General features: G+C 53.4%; 24 protein-coding genes and 1 tRNA gene. 21 read left to right on the top strand and 4 right to left on the bottom strand.

Annotated elements, in window-relative coordinates:
• Positions 1 to 134 precede the first annotated feature (134 nt).
• Positions 135 to 743: an alpha/beta fold hydrolase gene (locus ACTCIA_RS08585; RefSeq protein WP_463001398.1), complete on the top strand. Its 609-nt coding sequence runs from the start codon at positions 135 to 137 to the stop codon at positions 741 to 743.
• Between the two features lie 161 nt (positions 744 to 904).
• Here the strand turns inward: ACTCIA_RS08585 and ACTCIA_RS08590 are convergent, their stop codons facing one another.
• A complete protein-coding gene (locus ACTCIA_RS08590) occupies positions 905 to 3,268 on the bottom strand; it encodes a penicillin-binding protein 1A (protein WP_463001399.1) in 2,364 nt (787 codons plus the stop codon).
• 455 nt (positions 3,269 to 3,723) lie between these two features.
• Here ACTCIA_RS08590 and dnaN point away from each other — a divergent pair, with 455 nt between their 5' ends.
• Positions 3,724 to 4,842, top strand: coding sequence for a DNA polymerase III subunit beta (gene dnaN / locus ACTCIA_RS08595; RefSeq protein WP_463001400.1), 1,119 nt, complete (start codon positions 3,724 to 3,726; stop codon positions 4,840 to 4,842).
• Between the two features lie 146 nt (positions 4,843 to 4,988).
• Positions 4,989 to 7,448, top strand: a complete 2,460-nt coding sequence (gyrB, locus tag ACTCIA_RS08600) for a DNA topoisomerase (ATP-hydrolyzing) subunit B (RefSeq protein WP_463001401.1) — start codon at positions 4,989 to 4,991, stop codon at positions 7,446 to 7,448.
• A gap of 34 nt (positions 7,449 to 7,482) precedes the next feature.
• Here the strand turns inward: gyrB and ACTCIA_RS08605 are convergent, their stop codons facing one another.
• A complete protein-coding gene (locus tag ACTCIA_RS08605; RefSeq protein ID WP_463001402.1) occupies positions 7,483 to 7,803 on the bottom strand; it encodes an Hpt domain-containing protein in 321 nt (106 codons plus the stop codon).
• Positions 7,804 to 7,985: 182 nt separating this feature from the next.
• On the opposite strand from ACTCIA_RS08605, the gene ACTCIA_RS08610 reads away from it, so the two are divergent.
• From ACTCIA_RS08610 to ACTCIA_RS08685, 16 genes are all read left to right on the top strand, one after another.
• Positions 7,986 to 8,525, top strand: a complete 540-nt coding sequence (locus ACTCIA_RS08610) for an RsbRD N-terminal domain-containing protein (RefSeq protein ID WP_463001403.1) — start codon at positions 7,986 to 7,988, stop codon at positions 8,523 to 8,525.
• A 92-nt stretch (positions 8,526 to 8,617) separates the two neighbouring features.
• Positions 8,618 to 9,622, top strand: a complete 1,005-nt coding sequence (gene dsrM / locus ACTCIA_RS08615) for a sulfate reduction electron transfer complex DsrMKJOP subunit DsrM (RefSeq protein WP_463001404.1) — start codon at positions 8,618 to 8,620, stop codon at positions 9,620 to 9,622.
• 2 nt (positions 9,623 to 9,624) lie between these two features.
• The gene (gene dsrK, locus ACTCIA_RS08620; protein WP_463001405.1) at positions 9,625 to 11,253 is read left to right on the top strand and encodes a sulfate reduction electron transfer complex DsrMKJOP subunit DsrK; all 1,629 of its coding nucleotides are present in this window, start codon (positions 9,625 to 9,627) and stop codon (positions 11,251 to 11,253) included.
• The gene (gene dsrJ / locus ACTCIA_RS08625; RefSeq protein ID WP_463001406.1) at positions 11,246 to 11,644 is read left to right on the top strand and encodes a sulfate reduction electron transfer complex DsrMKJOP subunit DsrJ; all 399 of its coding nucleotides are present in this window, start codon (positions 11,246 to 11,248) and stop codon (positions 11,642 to 11,644) included. Before dsrK ends, dsrJ begins: the two co-directional genes overlap by 8 nt.
• Positions 11,644 to 12,456, top strand: a complete 813-nt coding sequence (gene dsrO, locus ACTCIA_RS08630) for a sulfate reduction electron transfer complex DsrMKJOP subunit DsrO (RefSeq protein WP_463001407.1) — start codon at positions 11,644 to 11,646, stop codon at positions 12,454 to 12,456. The genes dsrJ and dsrO overlap by 1 nt, the downstream gene beginning before the upstream one ends.
• A gap of 15 nt (positions 12,457 to 12,471) precedes the next feature.
• Entirely contained in the window at positions 12,472 to 13,635 is a 1,164-nt protein-coding gene (gene dsrP, locus ACTCIA_RS08635; RefSeq protein ID WP_463001408.1) for a sulfate reduction electron transfer complex DsrMKJOP subunit DsrP, read from the top strand.
• Positions 13,636 to 14,278: 643 nt separating this feature from the next.
• The gene (gene rplU / locus ACTCIA_RS08640) at positions 14,279 to 14,596 is read left to right on the top strand and encodes a 50S ribosomal protein L21 (protein ID WP_463001409.1); all 318 of its coding nucleotides are present in this window, start codon (positions 14,279 to 14,281) and stop codon (positions 14,594 to 14,596) included.
• Positions 14,597 to 14,639: 43 nt separating this feature from the next.
• Positions 14,640 to 14,894 (top strand): 50S ribosomal protein L27, encoded by a 255-nt coding sequence (gene rpmA, locus ACTCIA_RS08645; RefSeq protein ID WP_181549657.1) that lies wholly within the window; start codon positions 14,640 to 14,642, stop codon positions 14,892 to 14,894.
• Positions 14,891 to 15,904, top strand: a complete 1,014-nt coding sequence (gene obgE, locus ACTCIA_RS08650; protein WP_463001410.1) for a GTPase ObgE — start codon at positions 14,891 to 14,893, stop codon at positions 15,902 to 15,904. The genes rpmA and obgE overlap by 4 nt, the downstream gene beginning before the upstream one ends.
• Positions 15,894 to 17,027: a glutamate 5-kinase gene (gene proB, locus ACTCIA_RS08655; protein WP_463001411.1), complete on the top strand. Its 1,134-nt coding sequence runs from the start codon at positions 15,894 to 15,896 to the stop codon at positions 17,025 to 17,027. The genes obgE and proB overlap by 11 nt, the downstream gene beginning before the upstream one ends.
• Before the next feature lie 37 nt (positions 17,028 to 17,064).
• Positions 17,065 to 18,321, top strand: coding sequence for a glutamate-5-semialdehyde dehydrogenase (locus ACTCIA_RS08660; protein ID WP_463001412.1), 1,257 nt, complete (start codon positions 17,065 to 17,067; stop codon positions 18,319 to 18,321).
• 7 nt (positions 18,322 to 18,328) lie between these two features.
• The gene (nadD, locus tag ACTCIA_RS08665; RefSeq protein ID WP_463001413.1) at positions 18,329 to 18,994 is read left to right on the top strand and encodes a nicotinate-nucleotide adenylyltransferase; all 666 of its coding nucleotides are present in this window, start codon (positions 18,329 to 18,331) and stop codon (positions 18,992 to 18,994) included.
• Entirely contained in the window at positions 18,991 to 19,392 is a 402-nt protein-coding gene (gene rsfS / locus ACTCIA_RS08670; RefSeq protein WP_463001414.1) for a ribosome silencing factor, read from the top strand. Before nadD ends, rsfS begins: the two co-directional genes overlap by 4 nt.
• On the top strand, positions 19,376 to 20,935 hold the full coding sequence (gene gpmI, locus ACTCIA_RS08675) for a 2,3-bisphosphoglycerate-independent phosphoglycerate mutase (RefSeq protein ID WP_463001415.1): 1,560 nt from the start codon (positions 19,376 to 19,378) through the stop codon (positions 20,933 to 20,935). Before rsfS ends, gpmI begins: the two co-directional genes overlap by 17 nt.
• 27 nt (positions 20,936 to 20,962) lie before the next feature.
• Positions 20,963 to 21,517 (top strand): type I restriction enzyme HsdR N-terminal domain-containing protein, encoded by a 555-nt coding sequence (locus ACTCIA_RS08680; RefSeq protein WP_463001416.1) that lies wholly within the window; start codon positions 20,963 to 20,965, stop codon positions 21,515 to 21,517.
• A complete protein-coding gene (locus ACTCIA_RS08685) occupies positions 21,504 to 23,561 on the top strand; it encodes a HEAT repeat domain-containing protein (RefSeq protein ID WP_463001417.1) in 2,058 nt (685 codons plus the stop codon). The genes ACTCIA_RS08680 and ACTCIA_RS08685 overlap by 14 nt, the downstream gene beginning before the upstream one ends.
• Positions 23,562 to 23,639: 78 nt before the next feature.
• Here ACTCIA_RS08685 and ACTCIA_RS08690 read toward each other — a convergent pair whose 3' ends face one another.
• Positions 23,640 to 24,314 (bottom strand): zinc ribbon domain-containing protein, encoded by a 675-nt coding sequence (locus ACTCIA_RS08690; RefSeq protein WP_463001418.1) that lies wholly within the window; start codon positions 24,312 to 24,314, stop codon positions 23,640 to 23,642.
• A gap of 38 nt (positions 24,315 to 24,352) precedes the next feature.
• A complete protein-coding gene (locus ACTCIA_RS08695) occupies positions 24,353 to 24,811 on the bottom strand; it encodes a hypothetical protein (RefSeq protein ID WP_463001419.1) in 459 nt (152 codons plus the stop codon).
• Positions 24,812 to 25,021: 210 nt separating this feature from the next.
• Between ACTCIA_RS08695 and ACTCIA_RS08700 the strand changes: the two genes are divergently transcribed.
• Together ACTCIA_RS08700 and ACTCIA_RS08705 are read left to right on the top strand one after the other, a co-directional pair.
• Positions 25,022 to 25,107 (top strand) — tRNA-Ser (locus ACTCIA_RS08700).
• Between the two features lie 173 nt (positions 25,108 to 25,280).
• Positions 25,281 to 26,627: a type IV toxin-antitoxin system AbiEi family antitoxin gene (locus ACTCIA_RS08705; RefSeq protein ID WP_463001420.1), complete on the top strand. Its 1,347-nt coding sequence runs from the start codon at positions 25,281 to 25,283 to the stop codon at positions 26,625 to 26,627.
• The last annotated feature ends 36 nt before the right edge of the window (positions 26,628 to 26,663 follow it).

Consider the following 26,663-nt stretch of genomic DNA (forward strand, 5'->3'; position numbering starts at 1 on the left):
GCCGGTTTGAAACAGGGTGTGATTTTTATTGAATTTTGAGAAATCCGGTATATAAAAGAGCCTGATCATCGCGCCGGTTTGCGCCGTATACCGGTGCAACGGCATGACCCGGGCAAAGGGATAAAGACAGGAAAATGAAAGAAGAAACAGTCAAGATAAACGGTTTTGAATGCCGCGTCATTTCCGGCAGCGGCAGGGGCCCCTGCATTGTGCTGCTCCACGGGTACATGTATACCAGCGATGTGTGGAATGACATCGGCCTGCTGCGCCTGCTGGAACAGAAAAACATTGCCTTCAACGCCGTTGACATGCCCTACGGGCACAGAAGCGAATGCGTGCCGCGATCCGGAAATCCGGAGCAAAACACGGCACTTGTTGCCAGCATTGCTTCCCATGACTCCCTGTTGATCGGCGCCAGTCTGGGCGGCTATATTGCGTTAAAACACTGCGTGGCCCGGCCTGCAGGGGGCCTGATGCTCGTGGCGCCGGTCATGAGCCTCCAGGCGGAACTGGCAGCCCGCTACTCTCAGATTTCCGCCCGGGTCCGCCTGATTTACGGGGAAAATGACAATGTGGTGTATCGCGATGAAATCAAGCGCCTGGGCCGTCTTTTGGGTATAACGCCCCGGATATATGAAAAAGCCCAGCATGCCGCCTACATGGACCACCCCGGCCGCTTTAACAATGAGGTAATCGAATTTTACCAGCAGCTGACAGGAAAAAAAACGGACAAAAAATCCTAAACTTGATGGCACCGTAAAAAGTCTGATTTCAGATGGTGCCGTAAAAAGTTCAAGATCAAGGCTTGCGCAATTTCGAAGAATGCAGAGTACTTATCCGTACGTGAAATTCTGGGAAATTGCGCGTAACGCAGATATTGCACTTTTTACGGCGCCATCAAACTTTATTGGATTCCCTTTTTGAAAAAGTCGTCCGTATCCGTGATTTCATCCTTGGTCTTGGTGCGGCGCTCGGGCACTGTTCCTTCCTTGAAGCACATATTGATGACCTTGTCTGAATCCTCGTTGGGCAGCAGGCCGGTTTTGGCGTCGATTTTGGCAAAAACAACATTGTCCGGAACCGGAAATACCCGCTCAGGTTTTCCTTCCAGGATCTGCTGCATGTAATCAAGCCAGATGGGACTGGCGGCCCTGGAGCCGGTTTCATTTTTCCCAAGGGATTTTTCCTGGTCATGGCCCACCCATACACCTGTGACAAATCTTGGCGTATACCCCATGAACCAAGCGTCATAAAGATTGTTGGTGGTGCCGGTCTTTCCGGCCACCGGCCGTTTCAGCGCCCTTATCCGCCATCCGGTACCCTCGGTGACCACTTTTTCAAGCAAATGGGTAATAATATAGGCAGTACTTTTATCAATCACGGATTCTTTTTCTTCCGGGGCTTCATAAATTACATTGCCGTTTCTGTCCTCGATCCGGCGGATAAAAACCGGCTCCTGCCGGGTTCCCTGGTTGGCAAACACACCGTAGGCGCGCACCAGTTCCAGAAGCGATACACCCGATGATCCCAAAGCTGTTGAAAGATTGCGGTCCAGCTGGGATTCGATTCCGAGTTTTCGGGCATAATCGATCACGTAATCCACGCCGATATCCTGCATGATTTTTACGGTAACCACGTTTCTGGAATGGATCAGGCCATCGCGCAGCAGAGTGAAACCATGAAAGGTATTGTCATAGTTGTCCGGCTTCCAGGTAAAATCCGTCTCCTCATCGGTAAAAACAATGGATGTATCGGCAATCACCGTGGCCGGGGTATATCCCTTATCCAGGGCCGCGGCATAGACAACGGGTTTGAAAGCCGAACCCGGCTGCCGCCGGGACTGGGTGGCCCGGTTAAACTGGCTTTCTGAAAATTTGCGGCCGCCGACCATGGCCCTGACAAAAGAACTGTCGGATTCCATGCAAATAAGGGCTGCCTGTGCTTTGGGGGTCTGTTCCAGGGACAGGTTCCAATGCTGGTTTTTCCCATCCCAGGATTCCAGCCGGACACGGATCACATCACCCACCTGCAGGACCTGACCGGGTCTCTGCACCCGGATCACCCCCGCGGCCACTTCCGGATCGGGCTTTCTTGCCCATCGCATGTTTTCCACCGGAATCACCCCGACCTTTTTTCCGATCCGGACAGTGGTCTTGTTTTTTTTATCATCCACATCCACCACAACGCCCTGCACGATCAGACCCTCATGAAGTGCCTTATTTTCTATATCCTCCTGGAGCTTGCGGCTGAAAGCTTCTATTTCATTTCTGGCAATATTGCGTATTGGCCCGCGGTATCCCTGGCGTTTGTCTAAGTCCCGCAACCCCTTATCAACGGATTTTCGCGCTTTTTCCTGCATTTCAATATCCACGGCCGTATACACCTTGAGCCCGCCTGTATAAAGCAGTTTTTCACCATATTGCTCTTTAATTATCCGGCGCACGTGCTCGGTATAATATGGAACCGTTTCCTGGAACCAGTTGGGTCGTTTTTCAATGGTCATCTCGGTATTCATGGCCTCTGAGGCCTCGGAATTGGTGATAAAATTTTCTGAAACCATGCGGTTTAAAACATAAATCTGTCGCTGCCGGGCGCGTTCAAAATGCCGATGGGGCGAATACCAGCTCGGCGCCCGGGGCAGGCCGGCGAGCATGGCCGATTCCCCGATGGTCAAATCTTCTGCGGATTTGCCGAAATAGTTCTGGGCCGCCGCCTCCACCCCGTAGGCCCCGTGGCCGAGATATATCTGGTTGAGATACAAAAACAGGATTTCATCCTTGGTGAAATACCGGTCAATCCGGTAGGCCAGAATCGCTTCTTTGAGCTTGCGGGTATAACTGCGCTCCGGGGTCAGGAAAAAGGATTTGGCCACCTGCTGGGTAATGGTGCTGCCGCCCTGGACAATGGTGCCGGCTTCCAGGTTTTTGAAAAACGCGCGCATAATGCTGTATAAATCAATTCCTTCATGCTCGTAGAAACGGGCGTCTTCCGTGGCCACAAAGGCCTGAATCAGGTGTTCTGGCATTTCAGACAATTCCACCACGATCCGGCGCTGCTTGTAAAATTCAGCAATCTTGCGGTCATCTTCTGAATAAAACGTGGTCACCACGGATGGCTGATAATCCTCAAGAGAGGTGATTTTCGGAAGATCGCGGCTGAAATACATATATGTTCCCGCTGCGGCAAAAACAGACATGACCGCGCAAATCAGCAGTAAAATAAAGGCCCATTTCGTTAAAGCCAGAATCCAGCGGCCCAAACGACGCATATGCAAATATACTCCTTTTATTATTCGGAAAGCAGTGTGTTGTGCTGCACAGAAAATCAATTGCCGACCATGCAACATACCCGGCACGGAGATAAAACAGATATCATGGTTTGTGTCAGTACATCAATTATTTCTTTTTTTTATCCCTGGATTTGAAATGGCACAATTGATACAATCAACCCTGTTATTGAACCGATCTCTGATCCCGGACAGGCGGGTCGGCTGCTGACAATTTGATATTGATATTTTGTCAACAAGGGAATAGTTTTAAACAACTTTTTGCGCGGTTTTTATAACGCCAAAGTTATCAACCATTTTATCAAAGAACTATCACAATTCAAATTAAATTAATTTGAAAACAAATTCAAATAATTATAAAGTTATTCCACTTTTCGACAGACCATATGTTTTATTATTTCTTTATACATTTATTAATAAACAGATAAGGATCCTGTATGCGAATCACAATTCACAAAAGCACCATTGCCGATGTATTATCCCAAATCCAGGGCCTTACAGGAAGAAAAACCAATCTGGTCATCACTGAAAACGTTTTGCTTCAAACCAGGGAAAACGGTGTTGAATTAACTGCCACGGACCTGGAAACCGGATTCGAAGGTTTTTTCCCGGCTGAAGTGGAGGCTGAGGGGGCGGTTACCATTAACTCAAGAAAATTTAACGAAATTGTTAAAAATTTTCCCACTGAAGCCATCCGTATGTCGGAAATGGAAAACAACTGGGTGGAAATCGCTTCCGATAATGTGGAATATCATATTGTGGGCATGGATCCCGAGGAGTTTCCGGATACCCCGAAAATTGATGAGGTCAGTTTTTTTCCCATGGCTTCGCCGGAACTTAAGAAAATGATTGAAAAAACCGTGGCTGTGGGCGTTGGCGGGGATGAAAAACGGGCGCATTTGATCGGCGTGAACCTGGAACGCATCGAGCAGGGAAATGACAACCTGCTGCGCATGGTTTCAACAGACATCAGAAGACTGGCCAAGGCGGACTACCTCTGCGACCCGGATTCCGGCTTTGCTCCCGGGCCGACGGTGATCGTGCCCAAAAAGGGATTAAATGAGCTAAACCGGTTTCTGCCCGCAGAAGGCCGGGTCCAGGTGGGGATCAAGGACAATTACCTGATCGTGAAAAAGAAAAACGAAACCATCAGCGTAAAGTTGTTAAACGGAATGTTTCCCGCCTATGAGGAGCTGCTGGCACCGGATCCGGCTTATGACATTATTTTTGATCGCAATCTGCTCTTAATGATGTTAAAACGCATGTCCATTCTCACATCAGAAGAATACCGGGGAGTGGTTTTTCACCTGGAAAACAACGAAATAACCATGCGAACGGTCAACGCCGCCCTGGGCGAATCCAAAGAATCCATGGAAATCGCATATGACCGGCATCAGCAGGAGATTGCATTTAATCCCAGATATTTCATTGATGCGCTCAATTTTATCAGCACGGACAAGGTCCGCCTCAATATCCAGGATGAGGATCATCCGTGCATTGTCCGGGCCGAAGACGACCTGTCGTATTTAAACATTATCATGCCGATGAAGATATGATGGCACGGCAAAAAGTTTGAAAATTGATATAATCGATAGACGATAAAAAAAATAACTTCCTGATTTTACTTAACACTTAATCACTTAAAACTTAACACTGCCTGTAAAAAAGCCTTTTTACAGGCTCATCAAGAGAAGAGAAGACTATGACAGAACCCAACTATACCTACGATCACAACAGTATCAACGTGTTAAAAGGGCTGCAGGCGGTGCGCATGCGGCCTTCAATGTATATCGGAAATGTTGATTTCCAGGGCCTGCATCACCTGGTCTATGAAATCGTTGACAACAGCATTGACGAGGCCATGGCCGGTTATTGCGATACCATCTGGGTGACAGTGCACACGGACAAAAGCGTGAGCGTGGAAGACAACGGCCGGGGCATTCCCGTGGGCATGCACAAATCCGAAAACATGCCCGCCCTTGAGGTGGTGCTCACCAAGCTGCACGCCGGCGGCAAGTTTGATCATGACTCCTACAAGGTCTCCGGCGGCCTGCACGGGGTGGGGGTTTCCGTGGTCAACGCCCTGTCTTCCGTTCTGGAGGTATGGGTCTACAAGGAAGGCAAAATCTATTACCAGAGCTACAGCGGCGGGGATAAAACCTCTGAGCTCCAGGTCATTGGGGATACTGAAAAAACCGGGACCCTGATCCGGTTCAAGCCCGATACACAGATTCTGACCACCGATGAATTCGATTACAGCACCTTAAACCGAAGACTGCGGGAACTGGCGTTTTTAAACAAGGGCATCCGGATTGTTCTCGAAGACGAGCGCAGCGATGAAAAAGAGGAATTTTGCTATCAGGGCGGGATTGCCGAGTTCGTGGAATATCTGAACCGGCGGCACACCGCGGTTCACGAACCCATTTTCGTGGAGGGCGAAAAAAACGATATTCAGGTGGAAATCGCCATCCAGTACAATGACACGTATAATGAGAAAATTTTTTCGTTTGCCAATAACATCAACACCATAGAAGGCGGGTTTCACTTAATCGGGTTTAAAACCGGCCTGACAAGGACACTGAACCAGTATGTTGCGGCATCGGATGCCGGAAAAAAGGCCAAGGCCAAGATTACCGGCGATGACGTGCGCGAGGGGCTGACCGCGATTATAAGCGTTCGGATCATGTCGCCCCAGTTTGAGGGCCAGACCAAGACAAAGCTGGGCAACAGTGAGGTAAAAGGTATTGTGGAGTCGCTGATCCACGAAAAATTCAGCATATTCCTTGAAGAAAACCCCTCCATTGCCAAAAAGATCATCGGCAAGGCCGTGGATGCGGCCCGGGCCCGGGATGCGGCCAAAAGAGCACGGGACATGGCCCGCAGCAAGGGAAGCCTGCTGGACTCCACCCTGCCGGGCAAACTGGCCGACTGTCAGGAATCCAGGCCGGAACTCCGGGAATTGTTTATTGTGGAGGGCGATTCCGCAGGCGGATCCGCCAAGCAGGGCCGGGACAGGAAAACCCAGGCCATCCTGCCCCTGAAGGGCAAGATTTTAAATGTGGAAAAGGCCCGGTTTGACAAGCTGTTGCGAAGCGAGGAGATCAAAAACATGATCACCGCCCTGGGAACCGGCATCGGCAGCGAGGAATATGACATCAGCAAAATCAAGTACCACAAGATCATTATCATGACAGACGCGGATGTGGACGGCTCCCATATCCGCACCCTGCTGCTGACATTTTTCTACCGCCAGATGCCCGAACTTATCGAAAAGGGGTATTTGTATATCGCCCAGCCACCGCTGTTCAAACTTACCCGGGGCAAAAAGGATATCTATCTCAAAGACGAGAAGGATTACACTGAAAACATCCTGCGGCGGGCCTGTGATGAAAAATATATCAAGGCCCGGATTCACAGCAGCGAGGATGCGGTGCTCACCGGCCACAAATTCTACCTTTTGGTAACCGCCATGGCCGAATACCTGACCATGCTCGGCCGCCTGCAGCGCCACGGAATATATGCGGAACTTGTTGAAACCATGATCCGCACCGGCATATCCGACAAAAGCCACATGCAGGACCAGGGCCGGGTGGCACACCTGCGAAGCGTGCTTGAACAGGGGGGCTTTACCGTGGGCGAGCCGGAATGGAACGAGGAGCGAAATGTCTTTGAACTGCTGGTGTATCCCAAACAGGCCGATGAAATGGAGCAGATGTTTTCAGACATATCCGAGAAAAAGCAGATCACGGTCAAGATCGGCCGCAGCCTGGTGCATTCCAAGGACTACCAGAAGGCCCTGACCCTTTATGAAGAGATCGAGCCCTATGACGGCGATGAATTTGAAATTTATCAGGCCGGCGAAGATGAGCAGAAACAATCTGATCCGGTGGTGGTCAAAACCAAGGAGGAGCTGATCCATTACCTCATGGAGGCAGGCAAGAAAGGGCTTTCCATTCAGCGCTACAAGGGTCTTGGGGAAATGAATCCGGATCAGCTGTGGGCCACCACAATGAATCCGGAAAGCCGGACCCTTCTGCAGGTCAACGTGGAAAACATCGTGGATACAGACGATATTTTCACCATCCTCATGGGAGACGAGGTCGAGCCGCGGCGCAATTTTATCCAGAGCAATGCCCTGGAAGTCAGCATGCTCGACATTTAAACCGGTTGGCCGGCCCACCACCAAGGCCGGCGCTTTACCGGGATGCGGTGGAATACTTTTCCAGATCCCGGATTTCCCGGATCAGTTCCCGGATCAAATCCGGGGCCTGATACGGATCTGAATCAACAAGGTTTTGCAAATAAAGGCTTTGGTCGGCAAACTCCGTGAATCCGAGGTTGACAGATGCGCCTTTAAAAGAGTGGAGGAGGTGTTTTGCTTTTTCACGGTCCCCGGCTTTTATTGTATCTTGCAAATCGGATAGCTCCGCAACCGATGTCTGGATAAAAAGGCGGAGAAGCACTTTGTATTCCGCTTCATTCATGCCCAGCCGCGCGGCTTGGTTTTTAATATCCATATTGTATGGTTCCTGGTATGCGACGTTATTATGACCGGCTATTGCAAAAAAGCCGGATCAAAAACAGGCTGTGTGTGCCTTGTTGGTTTGAATTTGCTTGACAATATAGCGGGTTTTGCCTATAGTCAACACCTTTAAATTACGTAATTCATTTGAATTTAAGTTAAAAGAGAATTTTGCACATGCCGGAAGAAAAATCCCAGGACATTGTCTCTGCCAGAAAAGAAAAGTGGATGGATCAGTGGCTGGATGCCCTGATGAGCACTTATCCCAATGAATCCGCCCGTTTTTTCAAGGACACCACCGACCCGTTCGCCAACCCGGTGGGCTCCGCTTTCAGAAATGGCATCAGAAATCTGTTTGAAGTACTGGCAGCAGACACCTATGATCCGGACGCCGCCCGCAAGGCCCTGGATCCCATGGTCCGGGTCCGGGCCGTACAGGAACTGGCACCTTCGGCGGCTCTTGGTTTTATAACACAGATCAAGGCCATCATGGCCCGGGATGGCAAAGCCGGGGCCGGGGCGGATAAAATCAGGATGGACAAAATCGCCGAACATGCTGACAAAGCCCTGCTGACAGCTTTTGATCTGTATATGGGCTGCAAGAAGCATGTTTATACCCTTCGGGCCCAACAGGCCCGCAACAGTGTCCGGCAGCTGCTGGTCAAAAATGAGCTGATTAGCGAATTGCCGGATATCGATCCGGCAGTTATGGAATAAACAAACAAGGTTAACCGGCACAACCGGCATGGCGGCCCGGGGTCGGGATACTCCGGGACATGCCGCAGCCGGGCAAAGCGAGGTGGTGGTCAATGAATGCAGCGTATTTGTATTCCCTCATTACAGTTGTGCTTCTGGGACTGATCGCATATGCAGGCGCGGAAGCAGCTGGGCTCGAAGTTTTATTCGGCGTGATCATACCGTATCTCGCCCTGATTGTTTTTCTGATCGGCTTTGCCAACAAGATCCTGGATTGGACCAAATCCCCGGTTCCTTTCCGGATTACCACGACCATGGGCCAGCAAAAGAGCCTGCCGTGGATCAAACACGACAAGTTTGACAGCCCTTATACCACCGGCCAGGTGGTGATCCGCATGGCGCTTGAAATCCTGCTGTTCCGCTCTTTGTTTAAAAATCTCAGAACCGGATTTGGAAAAGACGGTCAGAAAATCACCTACAAGTGGGTGGTTTGGCTGTGGCTGTTTGCCCTGATGTTTCATTATTCCTTTCTGGTTGTGGTGATCCGGCATCTCCGGTTTTTTGCCGAGCCTGTGCCGTTTTTTGTATCCATGCTCGAGCGCGTCGACGGCATGCTCCAGATTATGCTGCCCAATTTGTTTATTTCCGGGGTGGTTTTGCTGGCCGGAGCTTCCCTGCTGCTGCTGCGCCGGGTGCTTTTGCCGAAACTGGTCTACATTTCCAGGCCGGCTGATTACTTTCCGTTGTTTTTGATCATCGGCATTGCGGTAACCGGCCTGATGATGCGCTATATCAGCAAGGTGGACGTGGTCCGTGTCAAGGAACTGACCATGGGTCTGGCCACCTTCCAGCCCTCGATTCCCGAGGGATCCATCAGCGGGCTTTTTTATGTGCACCTGTTTTTTGTATCCCTTTTGGTGGCCTATATCCCGTTTAGCAAGCTGATGCACATGGGCGGTGTCTTTTTGAGCCCTACCCGGAACCTGGCCAACAATTCCCGGGCCAAGCGCCATGTCAACCCCTGGAATTATCCGGTCAAGACCCATACTTACGAAGAATATGAAGACGATTTCAGAGATAAAATGAAAGAGGCTGGCCTTCCAGTTGAAAAGGAGTAGCTATGGCAGAGACGCCGAAACCCGAAGAACTGTTTCAAAATATTGATCACAGCCTGCCGGATGAGCCGTGGGAAGAGATGCCGCCTGATCTTTCCGAAGGCCGGTTCTGCTATCCCACCAAGAAAAAGAATCTGGAATATCTGGACCTGCCCACCACCACCAGCGATGAATGGTCGCCGGCAGACGAGGAATGGCCCATTCCGGACAACTGGAAGGAAATTATCCACGAAGGCTTCAAGGATCGGCTGGAAAAATACCGCTCCCTGAAAATCTTCATGGATGTCTGTGTCCGGTGCGGGGCGTGTGCGGACAAATGCCATTTTTTCATTGGTACCGGCGATCCCAAAAACATGCCGGTGCTTCGTGCGGAACTGCTTCGTTCGGTATACCGCAATGACTTTACCACCGCCGGAAAGATTCTAAAAAAGATCAACGGCGGCCGGCCCCTGACAAAGCAGGTATTAAAGGAATGGTTTTCCTATTTTTATCAGTGCACGGAATGCCGGCGATGCTCGGTGTACTGCCCCTACGGCATTGACACTGCGGAAGTGACCATGATGGGCCGGGAGCTTTTGTCGCTGCTGGGGCTCAACATCAACTGGATTCTGGAGCCGGCGGCCAATTGTTTCCGCACCGGCAACCACCTGGGAATCCAGCCCCATGCCTTCAAGGACATGGTGGATTTTTTCTGCGACGACATCGAGGAGATCACGGGAATCCGGATCAATCCCACGTTTAACCGCAAAGGTGCTGAAATCCTGTTTATCACGCCTTCGGGCGATGTGTTCGCAGACCCGGGCACCTATTCCTTTATGGGCTACCTGCTGCTGTTTGAACACCTGGGATTGGATTACACCCTTTCTACATACGCCTCTGAGGGCGGCAATTTCGGGCTGTTTACCTCCTCTGAGATGATGAAGCGGCTAAACGCCAAGATGTTTGCCGAAGCCAGAAGGCTTGGGGTCAAGTGGATCCTCGGCGGTGAGTGCGGCCACATGTGGCGGGTGATCCATCAGTACATGGACACCATGAACGGACCCGCAGATTTCGGTGAGGTGCCCAAATCCCCGATCACCGGCACGGTGTTTGAAAACGCGGCTTCCACCCGAATGGTCCACATAACCGAGTTTACCGCCGACCTGATCCGCAACAACAAGCTGAAACTCGATCCATCCAGAAACGACAAACACGTGGTCACTTATCACGATTCCTGCAACCCCTCCCGCGCAATGGGTCTGCTTGATGAACCGCGCTACGTGCTCAACAGCGTCTGCAACCATTTCTACGAAATGCCGGAAAACACCATCCGGGAGCAGACGTTTTGCTGCGGCAGCGGCTCGGGATTAAACACCGAAGAGATTATGGAACTGCGGCTGCTCGGCGGCCTGCCACGAGCCAATGCGGTCAAGCATGTGCATGACACATTTGGAGTCAATATGCTTTCCTGCATCTGCGCCATTGACCGCGCCGCTCTGCCGCCTTTGATGGATTACTGGGTGCCCGGTGTCGGCGTAACCGGCATTCATGAGCTGGTGGGCAATGCGCTGGTGATGGACGGGGAAATCGAGCGGACCATGGACCTGCGCTTCGAACCCCTGAACGAAGAAACGGAGGAAGACGCCGATGAATGATAAGAACAAGATCATCGCGGGCTTGGTCATCTTTTTTGTGGTGCTGCTGTTTCCCTTCTGGTTCAACCTGATTTTCGGCGCCGCCGACGCCGCCAAGGCGCCGGAACCCGAATTGACCGATAAAGCCAAGGAAGCGGAAGCCTGTATTGCTGAAACCGATCATATGCGCACCGAGCATATGCAGATTCTCGACCAATGGCGGGATACGGTGGTCCGGGACGGCAAGCGGATCTACAAGGCTGAAAACGGCAAGGAGTATGAAGCCAGCCTTTCCAATACCTGCATGGACTGCCACTCCAACAAGGAGGAGTTTTGCGACAGCTGCCATAATTACACCTCGGTGGATCCCTATTGCTGGGATTGTCATACATATCCGGAGGAGACAGAGTAATGGAAAACAGCAGAAGACGCTTTTTGAAAACCGCAGGATTTTCCATACTGGGAGTCGGTGCCGGTTCCATGCTCATCGGCCTTGCTGGCAGACCCGCGAGTGCTGCAGGCCCTGGCGCCGCATCCGGGCCGGAGTTCGGCGATCTGCCCGAGGCCAAACACGCCCGGCGCTGGGGAATGGTGATAGATACCCGCGAACTTGACGAGCGCACCTGCCGGAAAATGGAAGAAGCCTGCCACAGCATCCACAACGTGCCCGACCTTATCGGCAAATTCGGCAACAAGAACCATGAAATCAAATGGATCTGGGATACCGAATTCAAGCACGCCTTTCCCGGCCAGGAAGCCGAATTTCTGTCAGACAGGCTGGAGCACGCACCCATTCCGGTGTTGTGCAACCATTGCGACAACCCTCCCTGTGTGCAGGCCTGTCCCACCCAGGCCACGTTCAAGCGGGAAAAAGACGGCATCGTGCTCATGGATTTCCACCGCTGCATCGGCTGCCGGTTCTGCATGGCGGCCTGCCCGTTTGGCGCCCGCAGCTTTAACTTCCGGGATCCCCGGCCGGCCATCGAAGATGAAAATCCGGATTTTCCCACCCGAATGAAAGGGGTGGTGGAAAAGTGCAACTTCTGCGCCGAGCGCCTGGCTGTGGGCAAGATGCCGGCCTGCGTTGAGGCATCCGGGGGCGCACTGACCTTCGGGGATCTCAATGACCCGGACTCTGATATTCGCAAATTGCTGGCAGACGAGTATGCCATCCGGCGGAAACCGAACCTGGGGACCTTCCCCTCGGTGTTCTATATCGTTTGATCGTATGAGGGAGCTATGCTAGAAAAAGCGCTTAAAGGAAGCAAGACCTACTGGATGTGGCTGCTGGCCCTGGCGGTGGTGATTGCCGTCGGATTTGTTGTCTACCTGCGCCAGCTCGACTTTGGCCTTGGCATTACGGGCATGAGCCGGGATGTAACCTGGGGGTTTTACATCGCCCAGTTCACTTTTCTGGTCGGAGTGGCCGCCTCGGCGGTGATGCTGGTGCTGCCCTACTACCTGCACGATTACAAGACATTCGGCAAGATCACGGTTTTGGGCGAGTTTCTGGCCGTGGCCTCGGTGCTCATGTGCATGCTGTTTATCATCGTGGATTTGGGCCAGCCCATGCGGCTGTTAAACGTGATCTTCTATCCCACGCCCCACTCCATGCTGTTTTGGGACATGATCGTCTTAAACGGGTATTTGTTTTTAAACATCGTCATCGGCTGGAACGTGCTGGATGCGGAAAGAAACAACACGGCCCCGGAAAAATGGATCAAACCTCTGATCTATCTTTCCATCCCCTGGGCGGTGAGCATTCACACGGTCACTGCATTTCTCTACTGCGGCCTTCCCGGAAGGGGCTTTTGGCTGACCGCGGTACTGGCCCCCCGCTTTCTGGCTTCGGCCTTTGCCGCAGGCCCGGCATTTCTGATTCTGCTGAGCTTTATCATTCGCCGGTTTACCGGGTTTGACGCAGGAACCAAGGCCCGGCAGACCCTGGCCAAGATCGTGGCTTATGCTGTGATAGCCAACCTGTTTTTCTTTCTCTGCGAAGTGTTTGTGGCCGTCTACAGCCAGATCCCGGAGCATATGAGCCATCTGCAGTACCTGTTTTTCGGTCTTCACGGACATGATGCGCTGGTTCCCTGGATGTGGAGTTCCATGGCCCTGATGGTGCTGGCGGTGATTTTCCTGATCATTCCCGCTGCCCGGCAAAATGAAACCACACTGATTTTTTCCTGCGCGTTTGTGTTTGTGGGCACCTGGATTGACAAGGGACTGGGGATGATCTCCGGCGGGTTTGTGCCCAACCCCTTGCACGAGGTCAACGAATACATTCCCTCGATTCCCGAGATTGTCATCACCATCGGTGTTTATGCCCTTGGACTTCTGGTGCTGACCCTTCTGTACAAGATTGTAACCGGGGTCAAAAGGGAAGTGGCCGGCCAGGGATAGCCCGGGGCCGCAGTTTTAAAAAAAGGACTTTTTCCTGGGTTCACCCGTCACAGCCAGGCGGGTGAGCCCTTTTTACGTTACATGTCTGATGCAATTTAAGCTTTTTACCGCGTCCGCTGTTGTTGCAGGAAGGAAGCCTTGCGGCCGGGGTCGGTTTTTTCGCTCCTGACCGTTTCCGGGTTTCTTCCATCCAACCCCGGGCAATTTCAAACTTTATTCGCCCCGGCATTGGCTGAATTTATCCCGGAAACGCTCAATGTCGCTTCACAAACCGACCCCGCCCCCGGGCTTGGAAGGGTTCTTGCCGGGGCAGCCCACGGGACCGGGCATGAAAACAACGCTTTTTAGGACTTGAATGTGTTCCTTCCGACTCCCTTGGTGTGAAACTTTGCACACAGTCGGCCATGATGCCGGCCCGGTGGCGGTTTGCGAGTCGCATTGAGCGCGCAAGCGGTCAGCAGGGAGCAAACCGCCACCGGGTCGGCATCATGCGACAATTACAGGACCAGGCACGAACAGCAACTTTTTTGAAGTTACTTAGAAGACAATTTTCAGATGTCGCTATCAATTATTATTGACAAACGGATAAAATCGGGTATAGTAGGTAAATTTTGAAAATACGAGTTTCTGGGAGGTTTTAGCCATGTATGCAGTTGTTGCCACAGGGGGCAAGCAATATAAAGTAACAAAAGGCGATGTGTTGCGCATCGAGAAGATCGCCGGGGATGTGGGCGACAGCGTGACCTTTGACAAGGTGTTGATGCTGTCAGACGGTGACGCGGTATCCCTGGGTCAGCCGGTTCTGGAAAACGCGGCAGTGCAGGCCCGGATCGTGGAACAGGCGCGGTCCAAGAAAATTCTGGTGTTCAAATACAAGCGCCGCAAGCGCTACCGCCTGAAAAAAGGCCACCGCCAGTCCTACACGGCCGTGCAGATCGATGATATCGCAGCAGGTGCGTAATAATTTTGTCTGATCCAAATTTTTTATATGAGGTATACGGAAAATGGCACACAAAAAAGCGGGCGGAAGCTCTAAAAACGGCAGGGACTCCCAGGGACAGCGCCGGGGAGTCAAGCGGTACGGCGGACAGAAAGTCCGGGCCGGCAACATCCTGGTGCGGCAGCTTGGCACCAAAATACATCCCGGTGAGAACGTCGGCATGGGAAAGGATTACACCCTGTTTTCCAAGATCGACGGAATGGTGAGTTATGAACGTCTCGGCCGCTCCCGGAAAAAAGTCAGCGTTTATGCGGCGTGAAATTCATCGATGAAGTTGTAATTGACGTGGCCGCCGGCCACGGGGGCCGGGGATGCGTGAGCTTCAGGCGGGAAAAATACATTCCCAAGGGCGGCCCGGACGGCGGAGACGGCGGTCACGGCGGCAATGTATCAATCCTCACATCGCATCGTTTGCGAACCCTTCACCAGTTCCGTTTCAAACGCCAGTTTCAGGCAGCCAACGGCGGCCACGGCCAGGGAAGCCAGAAAACCGGAAAAAACGGCCAGGATCTGGTCATTGAAGTACCGCCCGGCACCGTGATCCGGGACCGGCAAACCGATGAAATCATCCATGACTGCGTCACACCCGGGGAAACCTTCGTGGTTGCCAAGGGCGGACAGGGGGGCCGGGGAAATCGGCGCTTTGCCACCTCCACCAACCGCGCTCCCAGACACGCCCAGCCGGGCGAGCCTGGCGAAACCCGCACCCTTAAGCTCGATCTCAAACTTCTTGCCGATATCGGCATTATCGGTTTTCCCAATGCCGGCAAATCCACACTGATCAGCCGGATATCTTCTGCGCGGCCAAAAGTTGCCGATTACCCGTTTACCACCATCAATCCGGTGCTCGGCGTTGTAACCCCGGAAAACGGGGAGCCCTTTGTGGTGGCCGACATCCCGGGATTAATCCAGGGCGCCCACCAGGGAGCCGGCCTGGGCACGCGCTTTTTGCGGCATGTTGAGCGTACCCGGGTGCTGCTGCACATGGTGGATGCCTCAGAGATTGATGCAGATGATCCGCTTTCCGGATACACGGCCATCAACAGTGAACTGGCGGGTTTTAACCCGGAGCTGGCGGAAAAAAATCAGGTTGTGGTGCTAAACAAGATGGATCTGCCAGACAGCCAAACCCGGGCTGACGCCTTTATCCGCGCGGCCGGCAATCTGCCGGTGATCAAAATTTCCGCTGCCACGGGCAAAGGCATTGCCCAACTGGTCAATAAGCTAAACGAGATTGTCAACTCCGGAAAACACACCAATGGAAATTGACCGCAAAACCTGTTTTGATCAGGCCCGGCGCGTGGTGGTCAAGGTGGGAAGCGGGGTGCTGACCGCAGATGACGGGTTAAACACTGATGTGATTGCCAGTCTCAGCCGCCAGATCTGCCATCTGACCCGAAACGGGCTGGAAATCCTGCTGGTCTCATCCGGGGCCATGGCCTCGGGCCAGAAAAAAATCGGCCTGGACCGGCGGCCCGAGGAAATCCCCAAGCGCCAGGCCATGGCGGCCGTGGGCCAGGCCGGCCTGATTTTATGCTATGAAAACGCGTTTGCCCGCTACAACCGGCAGGTTGCCCAGATTCTGCTGACAAGCGATGATCTGTCCGTGAGCCGGCGGCGGTATCTAAACGCCAGAAACACCCTGCACACCCTTATGGCCTGGCACGTGGTGCCCATTATCAACGAAAACGACACCGTGGTGGTCGAGGAGATCAAGTTCGGGGACAATGACAATCTTTCCGCTTTGATTGCCCTGATGATGAATGCCGATATTCTGGTCAATCTCACGGATATCGACGGCCTGTATACCGGCGATCCCAGAACAGATCCCAAAGCCCGCCAGATCCCGGTGGTGGAGCGAATTACCCGGGACCTTGAAAAAACCGCAAGCGGCCTGCCCGGGGTCCTGGGCACCGGGGGGATGCTGTCGAAAATCCGGGCAGCGCGCAAGGTTACGGTTGCCGGCATTCCCATGGTCATTGCCAACGGCCGGGAAGAAGACGTGCTGATCCGGCTCTTTGAAGGCCAGGCGCGGGGCACCTTTTTTGCGCCCGCCCACAGCCGGATTCCCAACCGGAAATCCTGGATCGGGTTTGCCTTAAAACCCAGGGGCGAGGTCGTCATTGACCAGGGTGCGGCCCGGGCTATTCTGGAGAAGGGAAAAAGCCTGCTTTCCGGCGGCATCCGGGATGTGACCGGTGATTTCGGTGCGGGCTCGCCGGTGCATATCGTGGATTCCGACGGCCGGCACCTGGCAGCGGGCCTGGTCAATTACAGCGCAGCCGAAATCCGCCGGATCATGGGCTGCCAGTCGTGCCAGATCAGCGAGAAGCTGGGTCATAAATCCTATGACGAGGTCATCCACAGAAACAACATGACCCTTTTGGGGTAAGAAAATGGCCCAAAAACACCAGGAAAGGACGGGTGCCATGAATATCGAAACCACAGTGGCGGAAATGGCAAAGGCAGCCGGCCGGGGCGCCAGGGCCCTGGCCCGGTGCTCATCAGAAGAGAAAAACAACGCCTTAAACCGCATTGCCGAAAAACTCATAGAAAACAAGGCCCAAATTCAGGCCCAAAACGCAAAAGACGTGGAAGCAGCCCGAAACCAGGGCCTGTCTGCGGCCATGATCGACCGGCTGACCATCACAGACAAGGTGCTTTCCGCCATGGCTGATGGGCTTAGAGAAGTCGCCGCCCTGGAAGACCCGGTGGGGTCCATGGACGGCACCTGGGTCCGGCCAAACGGTCTTTCGGTGAGCCGTATGCGCATTCCTTTAGGAGTGATCGGCATTATCTACGAATCCCGGCCAAACGTGACCATTGACGCTGCCGGGCTCTGCATCAAGTCCGGAAATGCGGTGATTCTGCGGGGGGGATCAGAGTCCCTGCACTCCAATCAGATCCTTGCCAAAACCGTATCCGCGGGCCTTGCCGAAGCCGGCCTGCCGGAAACCGCGGTCAGCCTTATTCCCGTGCGGGAGCGCGAAGCGGTAAACGCCCTTTTGAACCAGGACGCGCATGTGGATCTTATCATCCCACGGGGCGGCGAGGGCCTGATCCGGTTTGTGGCGGAAAACTCGAAGATTCCAGTGCTCAAGCATTACAAGGGGGTCTGCCACGTTTACGTGGACGCCTCGGCCGAAACCGGGATGGCAACGGAAATCTGCATGAATGCAAAGGTCCAGCGCCCCGGGGTGTGCAATGCCATGGAAACCCTGCTGGTGCACCAGGATGCGGCGCAAACCTTTTTGCCGGAAATGGCCCGGCAGTTTGCCCAGGCCGGCGTGGAGCTGCGGGGGTGTGAAAAAACCCGCCAAATTCTTACTGATATTGTCGCAGCCACGGAAGCCGACTGGCCCGAGGAATACCTGGATTTGATTCTGGCGGTGAAAATCGTTGAATCCATGGACGAGGCCCTGGCCCATATTGCCGCTTACAGCTCTCAGCACACAGAGGCCATTGTCACGAGCAATTACCAGCGCGCCCACCGGTTTTTGCAGGAGGCCGACTCATCCGTGGTGCTGGTCAACGCCTCCACCCGGTTTAACGACGGCGGCCAGCTCGGCCTGGGCGCGGAAATGGGCATCAGCACCTCCAAGCTGCATGCCTTCGGCCCCATGGGCCTTCGGGAACTGACCACCACCAAGTTCGTGGTTCTGGGAACCGGCCAGATCCGGACGTAAACCAGGTATGGATCCCATGCAAATCAGGGCCGGGCTTTTCGGGGGAACGTTTAATCCAGTGCATCTGGGCCATCTGCGCATGGCCGAGGAGGTGCGCGAGGCATTTGGATTGGACAAATTTTTTTTTATCCCCGCAGCCAACCCCCCCCACAAGACCGACAAGGACCTGGCCCCGGCCATAGACCGCTATGAAATGCTGCAGGCCGCCATTTCCGGAAACCCCGGTTTTGAAATCTCGGACGCGGAGCTTCGGCGGCCGGGCCGATCCTATACCATTGACACGGTAAGCCAGGTCTCAGCCCTGCTGCCCCGGGGCGCCCGCTGCTTTTTGATCATGGGCCTGGACGCGTTTGCGGAAATCGATACCTGGAAGGATTATCTTCGGCTGCTTGATACCATCGAGGTGATTGTCATGTCCCGGCCGGCACCCACGGATCCGAAGGAAAAAATGGCAGAGGTGATTTTTGACCGCATATCTGCCGGCTATGAATATGACCCTGCGGCCCGGCGGTTCTACCACCCGGAAAAACAGGCGATTTACTGGTTTGAGGCAACGGCTCTGGATATTTCCGCCAGCCGGATCCGTTCTCTGACCGCACAGGGAAAATCCATCCGCTACCTTGTGCCTGAGGCGGCAGAGGGCTATATTTACAAAAAGGGATTGTATAAATGACAGAGGCAAAAAGCCAACCGGATTTAAAGCCGTTTGTAGAAGCCATCCTGGGCCGCAAGGCAATGGATCTGGTGGCCCTGGACGTTGCCCGGGTCACGGACGTGGCAGACGTGTTTATGATCTGCAGCGGCCGGTCCAGCCGGCAGGTATCCGCCATTGCCGAGTATGTGGAATCCGAGCTCAAAAAAGCCGGAATCCGGCCCTTGAGCGTTGAAGGGGTCAAGGACGGCCAGTGGGCACTGATTGATTACGGCTACGTGATCATCCATATTTTCTATGATCCGGTGCGGCGGTTTTACGACCTGGAAAGCCTGTGGGCCGATGCCCGGCGCATTGACTTGTCTGCATATCCCCAATTTCAACAACCGGCTGAAGAAAGCGATGACAGCGATGAATGATTTTCCCAAAAACCGATGCCTGCTTTTGATCTTAGACGGCTGGGGCCTTGGTCCGGCCGGGCCGGACAATGCATTGTCTGTTGCCAATACCCCGTTTCTCGACCGGCTCATGGAAACCTGCCCGCATACGTATCTGGAATGCACGGGTCCGGCAGTGGGTCTTCCGGAAGGGGTTATGGGAAACTCCGAGGTGGGCCATTTAAACATTGGCGCCGGCCGGGTGGTCTACCAGGTGCTGCTGCGCATTGATCTGGCCATCAAGGACGGCTCCTTTTTTGAAAACCCGGCCCTGGCCGAAATTATGAAAACCGTGCGGGATAAGGGCTCAGCCCTTCATCTCATGGGCCTTGCCTCGGATGCCGGGGTTCACAGCCAGCTTGCGCATTTGTTTGCCCTGGTGGATATGGCCGGGCGCTACGGGCTTGAAAAGGTATATATCCACCCGATTTTAGACGGCAGAGACACCCCGCCGGACAGCGGCGTGGGCTATGTGCGCCAAATTCAGGAAAACCTTGAAAATCATCCATATGCCAAAATCGCGACTTTGTGCGGCCGGTATTATGCCATGGACCGCGACACCCGCTGGGACCGCACGCGCATGGCCTATGAGCTCTATACCCTGGGCCAGGGAGAGCCGGAAACCGACCCGGTGCGCGCTGTAAAAAACGCCTACACCAGGGGTGAGACAGACGAGTTTGTCAAGCCCGTGGTCATCACCGACAGCCAGGGTGACCCAATGGGCACGGTGGCGGATGACGACGGCATTATTTTCTACAATTTCCGCCCGGACCGGGCCCGGCAGATCACCCGGGCATTTACCGAAGACCCGTTTGAGCCTTTTGAGCGAACAAAGCGGCCCAAATTGTCCGGCTATGTCACCATGACCCACTTTGACGAATCCTTTGACCTGCCCGTGGCATTCGGCCCGGTTCACCTGACAAACATCGTGGGCGAGGTGATCAGCAAAAACGGCCTGCATCAGCTGCGCATGGCCGAAACCGAGAAATACGCCCATGTGACCTATTTTTTCAACGGCGGAGAGGAAACCCCGTTTGAAAACGAGGACAGAAAGCTCATTCCCTCTCCCCGGCAGGTGCGCACCTATGATGAAAAACCGGAAATGAGCGCCTATGAGGTGGCCGAAGAAGCCGTGTCCCGGCTTGCGTCGGAAAAGTATGATTTGATCGTGATCAATTTTGCCAACATGGACATGGTGGGCCATACCGGGGTCATGGAGGCGGCTGTAAAAGCGGCCGAGGCCGTGGATGCGTGCGCAAACAAGGTGGTCACATGCGCCCGCGAGCACGGGTACATATCCCTGGTAACCGCCGATCACGGCAATTCTGACCAGCTCCGGGAACCTGACGGCTCACCCCACACTGCCCATACCATGAACCCTGTCCCGTTTGTGATCTGCGGGCAAGGGCTTTCCGGGACAAACCTGCAGCACGGGGTGCTCGGCGATATCGGCCCGACCATCTTCTATCTCATGGGCATTGACCAGCCCGAAGAGATGACCGGAAAGAATCTGATCCAAACCTGAAATTCCAAAGCAATGCAGGCCAGACCCATGCAGACCAGTAAAGAAGTTGAGATCATAACCGATTATCTGACCGGAAAAACACTTGCCAACGTGGGTGCAGAGGCCAACCGCCAGGCTGTGGAGCGCCTGCTGGTGGAACAGAAAGGATTTTTGGCACAAGACATTGCCGTAAACCTGCCCTTTGGGTTTACCGTTGCCGGCCATCCCTATGAAACAGCCCTGGACCTGGTGGTGTTTGTGGAAAACCGGCCGTTTATGGTGATCAAGTGCGCGGCCGGGTCCCTGGATTCAAGACAAAAAGAGGTGGTGGCCGCAGCCCGGATTCTTTTGCCGGATAACATCGTGCCCTATGCGGCTGCATCTGACGGGCAGACCGCACTGGTCTATGACGCGGTTTCCGGAAAACAGATTGGACAGGGAGCAGATGCCCTGCCGGACGCCCAAAGCGCTGCGCGCCTGCTGCAGGAAAATCCGCCGGTGGCACTGCCGGAAAAGCGCCGGGAAAAAGAATACCTGATTTTTCGGTCCTATGACATGATGAATGTCAATGTCTGCCGGCCCGGGCAGGATGAATCCGGCTGATGCCGGAAAGGGGGCGTTTGTGAAAAAAACCGGTGTTGATTTTTTGTTTGTTTTAAATGCCGCAATTACAAATATCCGGCTGTATCCGCCCACAAGCGAAATCATCCAGACCTCTGTTGCACGAATGGAAACCGCTTTAAAAGAGGTGCTGGCAGATGGCGAGCCCCTGGAATTTGCCGAATCCGAGAAAAATCTGCTGGCCGCCGGCCAGCCCCTGCCGGAAAAACAGCAGCAGCGGCCACAGATCCGCTCTTTTCTGTCAATGCTGCTGGATTTTGGTATTAAAAGCATCACCTTTTACCCGGGTATTACCGGCCCGGAAATTTCCCAGTTTTTGCAGGTGATGGGAAAATCCGCCCAAGAAATCCAAAACGCCGGCGGTCCGGCCCATATGATCAAAGATGCCGGGATTTCCCACATTGTCATTGACGAAAAAATCTATGTTGAAAGAGACGCCGACCGGCAGATCGTTTCAGGGCTGGATATCAGTGACACGGATTTTGTCCGATACCTGCTGGGCGAAGAAGACTCCGCGGATCAGCAAACCATTGATCAGGTCCGGGAAATGGCCGATGCCCCGGGCTGGTTTGCCCGGGTGTTTGAAACCGGCGCCCGCTACCTGCTTGAGCAGCACGCGGATGCAACCCGGGCCGAGCAGACCCGGATGGCCGGCCGCATGCTCGATTCCCTGGCAGGGCTTTCAGATGCCGACACTGAGCAGATTCTAAAATCCATTTCAGAAGCCTTTGACCAAACCCCTCAGGACGTGCATTCCTCAGATCCGGCAGAGACCATCGGCAAACTGCTGGACCAGTACAAGCAGGCAGCAGAACCGCCCACCCCCCCGGGCCGTCCCAAGACCGTCAAGGAGGCCCTGTCCCGGATTTTAAAAGGCGATCACTCCCCGTTTCTGGATCAAAAAACCGCAGATTTGCTGCCCAAAGCAGCCATGCAAATGGCCCGGCAGGAAAAACACGATATGCTGGCGGGCCTGACAGCACAGATGGGACAAGCCCTGGGCGATGACGCCCCGGAAGTGCGCCGGGCGGTGGCACGGATCATGGCCCAAACCGATGAGCAGATGGAGGCCGAAGACCGGCTGGATCAGCGCATTGCCATGTCGAAAAAACTCGTTGAATGGATCAAAGGTGAAGACCGCATTTCAGAAGAATATGAGCAGGTGACCCATCGGCTGGAAAATCTGGCTGAAACCGTCATCACCCAAAAGGACTCAGCAGCGGATGCCGAACACATCCTCGAGGCCTATGCCCTGATCCGCGACGGCCGGCTTTCCAAACAGGAAGCCATCCAGGCCCTGGCCGCAAACATGCTCCAGCATCTTTCCACGGACCAGATCCTGGAAATGGTGCTCAGCAAGGCGGGAAACACATCAGACACGGGAAAGGAAGACATCCGCACCCTGGTGATCCTGGGCTCGACCACCATTGAACGCCTGCTTGACCGGCTGCGCGACAGCCACAACATGGCCGAGCGCAACCGGATCGTGCAGGCCGTCTCCCGGATGGGCAATGCCGCAGTTCAGCCGGTGGCAGAAAGGCTCGCCCAGGGAGGCCCGTGGTTCTACATCCGGAACCTGGCCCTGCTGCTGGGCCGCATCGGCGGGCCCGAGCAGCTGAGCCTGCTTGAGCCCCTGCTCACGTACCCGGACTACCGGGTGCAGCTCGAGGCAGTCAAAAGCGTTCAGGCCATTGACGGGGACAAGGCCGGGGATATGCTGCTAAAGCACATTCCGGTGGTTGAGCCTCAGTTGGCCGGCCATATTGTTTCAGTCCTGGGCGCCATTCGATATCAGCCCGCAGCCCCGTATCTGATCAACCTGCTGGAATCCAAGTCGTTTTGGCAGAACAAGGCGGTGCGCGATGAAATCCGGACAAAGGCCTGCGAGGCCCTGGGCCGGATGCAGGCGAAAGAGGCGGTCTCCGCCCTGGAGAAAGTCGTGCGCACCCGGGGGTTTTTCAGCGGATATCCGGAAAATATCCGGGCAGCAGCGGCAAAAGCCCTGTCCCAGATCAAGCGGGTTTAAAAAAAGCCATTGTAAAAAAAATGGCCCGAAACTGCATTGCGCAGCTCCGGGCCTTGAATAGCGGGTCAGTGCAGGTGTTTACACCCCGGCCACATCCTTGCCGCAGTGCTTGCAGACTTTTGCGCGTTTTTTGATGATTTCCGCGCAAAACGGGCACTCCCGGGTAAAGTGGCGTTCATGGATTTTGGAAATGGCCTCGTTGCTTTTCTCCTGGAGCAGCTCGTTTCCGAAGCGGCGGTTGTTGAGCACTTCCAGGGCTTCCAGACCCGCGATGTCCCCTGCCATTTCAGCAGCTTTGATCCGCACCCGGGCCGGTTCAGACGGATCGAGCAGCATCTGCACACAGGTCACGGAATCATTGGAAACATAGCACTCAGACAGGACGGAAAAGCCCTTTTTGATGGATTCCTTGAGCCTTTCCTCTGCAGCCACCACCTCGTCATCCACAATCTGGCCCTGGCCCCCAATGGAGCTGAAAACCGGCATCACCTCGAAATTGCTGCCGTGGGGGCTTTTGATGCAGCGGTAGGATGCCCGCTGGGCATAGTTTTCCCACATGTTCTCCCAGCCCTCGACAAACAGCGGACACTCGTCGTTAAAGCACACATACATATAAGGCGAGTCCCAGCCCAGCCCGTCGCCAACCGCAATGGGCGGGATTTCCCATATGCTCATCTCCTGGCCGCAGTGCGGGCACGCAGGCTTTTCCTGCTCCATGATCTTTTCAAATACCTGTTCCTTGGTCTCAAACATTTTTCTGATCTCCTTCTATGTTGGGAAATCCCGGAAAATTATTTATCTTCCAGGGATTCGTCGGACGCGTCATCCAGGGGCTCTTCCGCGGGGGGCTGCTCAGCCGGTGCCTGGTCAGCCGGGGCTTCGTCATCGAGCAGATCCTCGATTTCCACAGAGTCCTCTTCTTCGGTTTCAACATCTTCTTCCTGGCGCTGAAACAGCTCCACATCATCAAACACCAGTTCCACAGGGTCGCCGGGTGCATCTGTTTGCCGGTAAAGATCAACCACCGTATCCGCGATTTTTTCAATGTAATCCGAAATCGGATACAAATTGGGCGTGCGCAGGGTGTCGATCAAAGACTTTCGGCCTTCATCCACGGCCTTTTGAATCTGGTCCTGGTCATAGGACTCCTCGCAGACCAGGGAAAACATGTCCTTGCTGAGCTCGGCATATTCCTGGATGGTCAATCCGCCGGTTTCACTGTCTTTTGAAATTGCGTATTTCTGTTTCATTTAAACGGCTCCTGAAGAACTTGTGCTGTATGGTCAGACATTTACGAATAAAATCCAAAATCCGGAAAATTTCCCGAAAAAACCCAATGAAATCCTATAATAAGGCATATATAACTCCTGTCAATACACAACACGCACCCCGGCTCCCAAAACCCCAAAAAAGCATTGACCCGGGGATTTGCGCTCTGATAGAAAAGATCTGTTCAAACCGGAGGGATGGCCGAGTGGCTTAAGGCGGCGGCCTTGAAAGCCGTTGAGCGAAAGCTCCGTGGGTTCGAATCCTACTCCCTCCGCCATATTCTTAATAATTTCAGTCATTTATAAAACATATTGTTTCTGTGTTACCATCCGGGACGCCATCCGGAAAAGAGGTTGCTTAGTGATTCTTCAAAAGTGTTTACCCTGCCTGAATATGTTCGTTTCTTTTCTGTGTGCCGCCAGCAGTATATAACCTCGCCCCGGGGTTTTGATGAAAATCCGGCTCTTCTCCCGGTTCCAGCAGATCAAGATTAAGGAATACGAGGCCCTAAAAGCCGAAAGTGAAGATCTCCAGGAAGAGCTCGAATGCCTGCATAACAATGATTGCAGATTTCTGATAATGGGTTTTAATCTGGATATACCTGGGGGCTTTGAAAATCTTTTTGTTCACTGTTTACTTTTGTACATTTTTATTGTACAGAGATGTAAAATGTACAAAAGTAAACATTTTAGGCACGCCATGGAACCTGAAAACAATATTAACCCCCGTTTCGCTGATACAAAGAAAATTCTTGATGCGGCAAAGCAGGCATTTAAAGAGGCTGCCGGCATAGATATGCAGATCACGGAAGCCGTGCTCCCGGGAAAAAACCAACCCGACGCCGTATTACAGGTTTATGCCCCTGAAGCAAAGACAAAAAAATATTATCCTGAAATAAAAAAAGAGATCACAAAAGCGGCTCTGCTAAGCTATTTGGCGGAACGGACCGGCCGGTTTGATAAACCGGGAATACTGGTTGCCTGGTATGTGAATCCTCAAATGGCGGAGCACTTGAAGGAAAAAAACATTGCATTTATTGATGCTGCAGGCAATGCGTATATCAACGACCCGCCGATATACATTTTTATTACCGGCCGGAGAAAAAGGCATATCCCGGAAAAAACGACTGTTGGCAGAGCTTTTAAGCCCGCGGGGCTGAAAGTCGTTTTTGCCCTGCTTTGCCAGCCGGAATTGGCAAAAGCCCCGTACCGGGATATTGTAAAAGCTGCCAATGTCGCCCAGGGAACCGTGGGCTGGGTGATGCATGATCTGAAACAACAAAATTTTCTGGCAGTCAGGGGAAGGCTCGGCCGTAAACTGATCAATGCAGCCAGGCTTTTTGATCTGTGGGTTGAAACTTATGCAAGGGAACTCAGGCCGAGGTTGTATATCGGAAAATACAAAACAAAAAAAAATGACTGGTGGAAAAATCTCAATCATCAAAACACCGGTGCACTTCTGGGCGGTGAGCCTGCCGCCGCTTTTTTAACGGATTATCTGAAACCCGGCGCAATAACGGTTTACGTCCCCGAAGAAATAAATCAATTTCTTTTGGCGAATCATTTAAGAAAAGCCCGGGATGGTGACGTCGAACTGTTCCAAAAATTCTGGGGTTTCGAATATCAGTGGAATTATAAAAATATTGTTCCCCCGCTGCTTGTCTACGCCGATCTTCTTGCAATGGGCAATGACCGGAATCTTGAAGTCGCAAAAATGATTTATGACAAATTCATTTGGGTGTGGCTCTTTTGCATTGTCCTAAATTTTGATTGTTTGTTGTTCTATACTGTTTCATAGTCTAAAAGTTTTACTTGATCCTTCTCAGGTGTGCGC

Source organism: Desulfosalsimonas sp. (assembly GCF_055149105.1).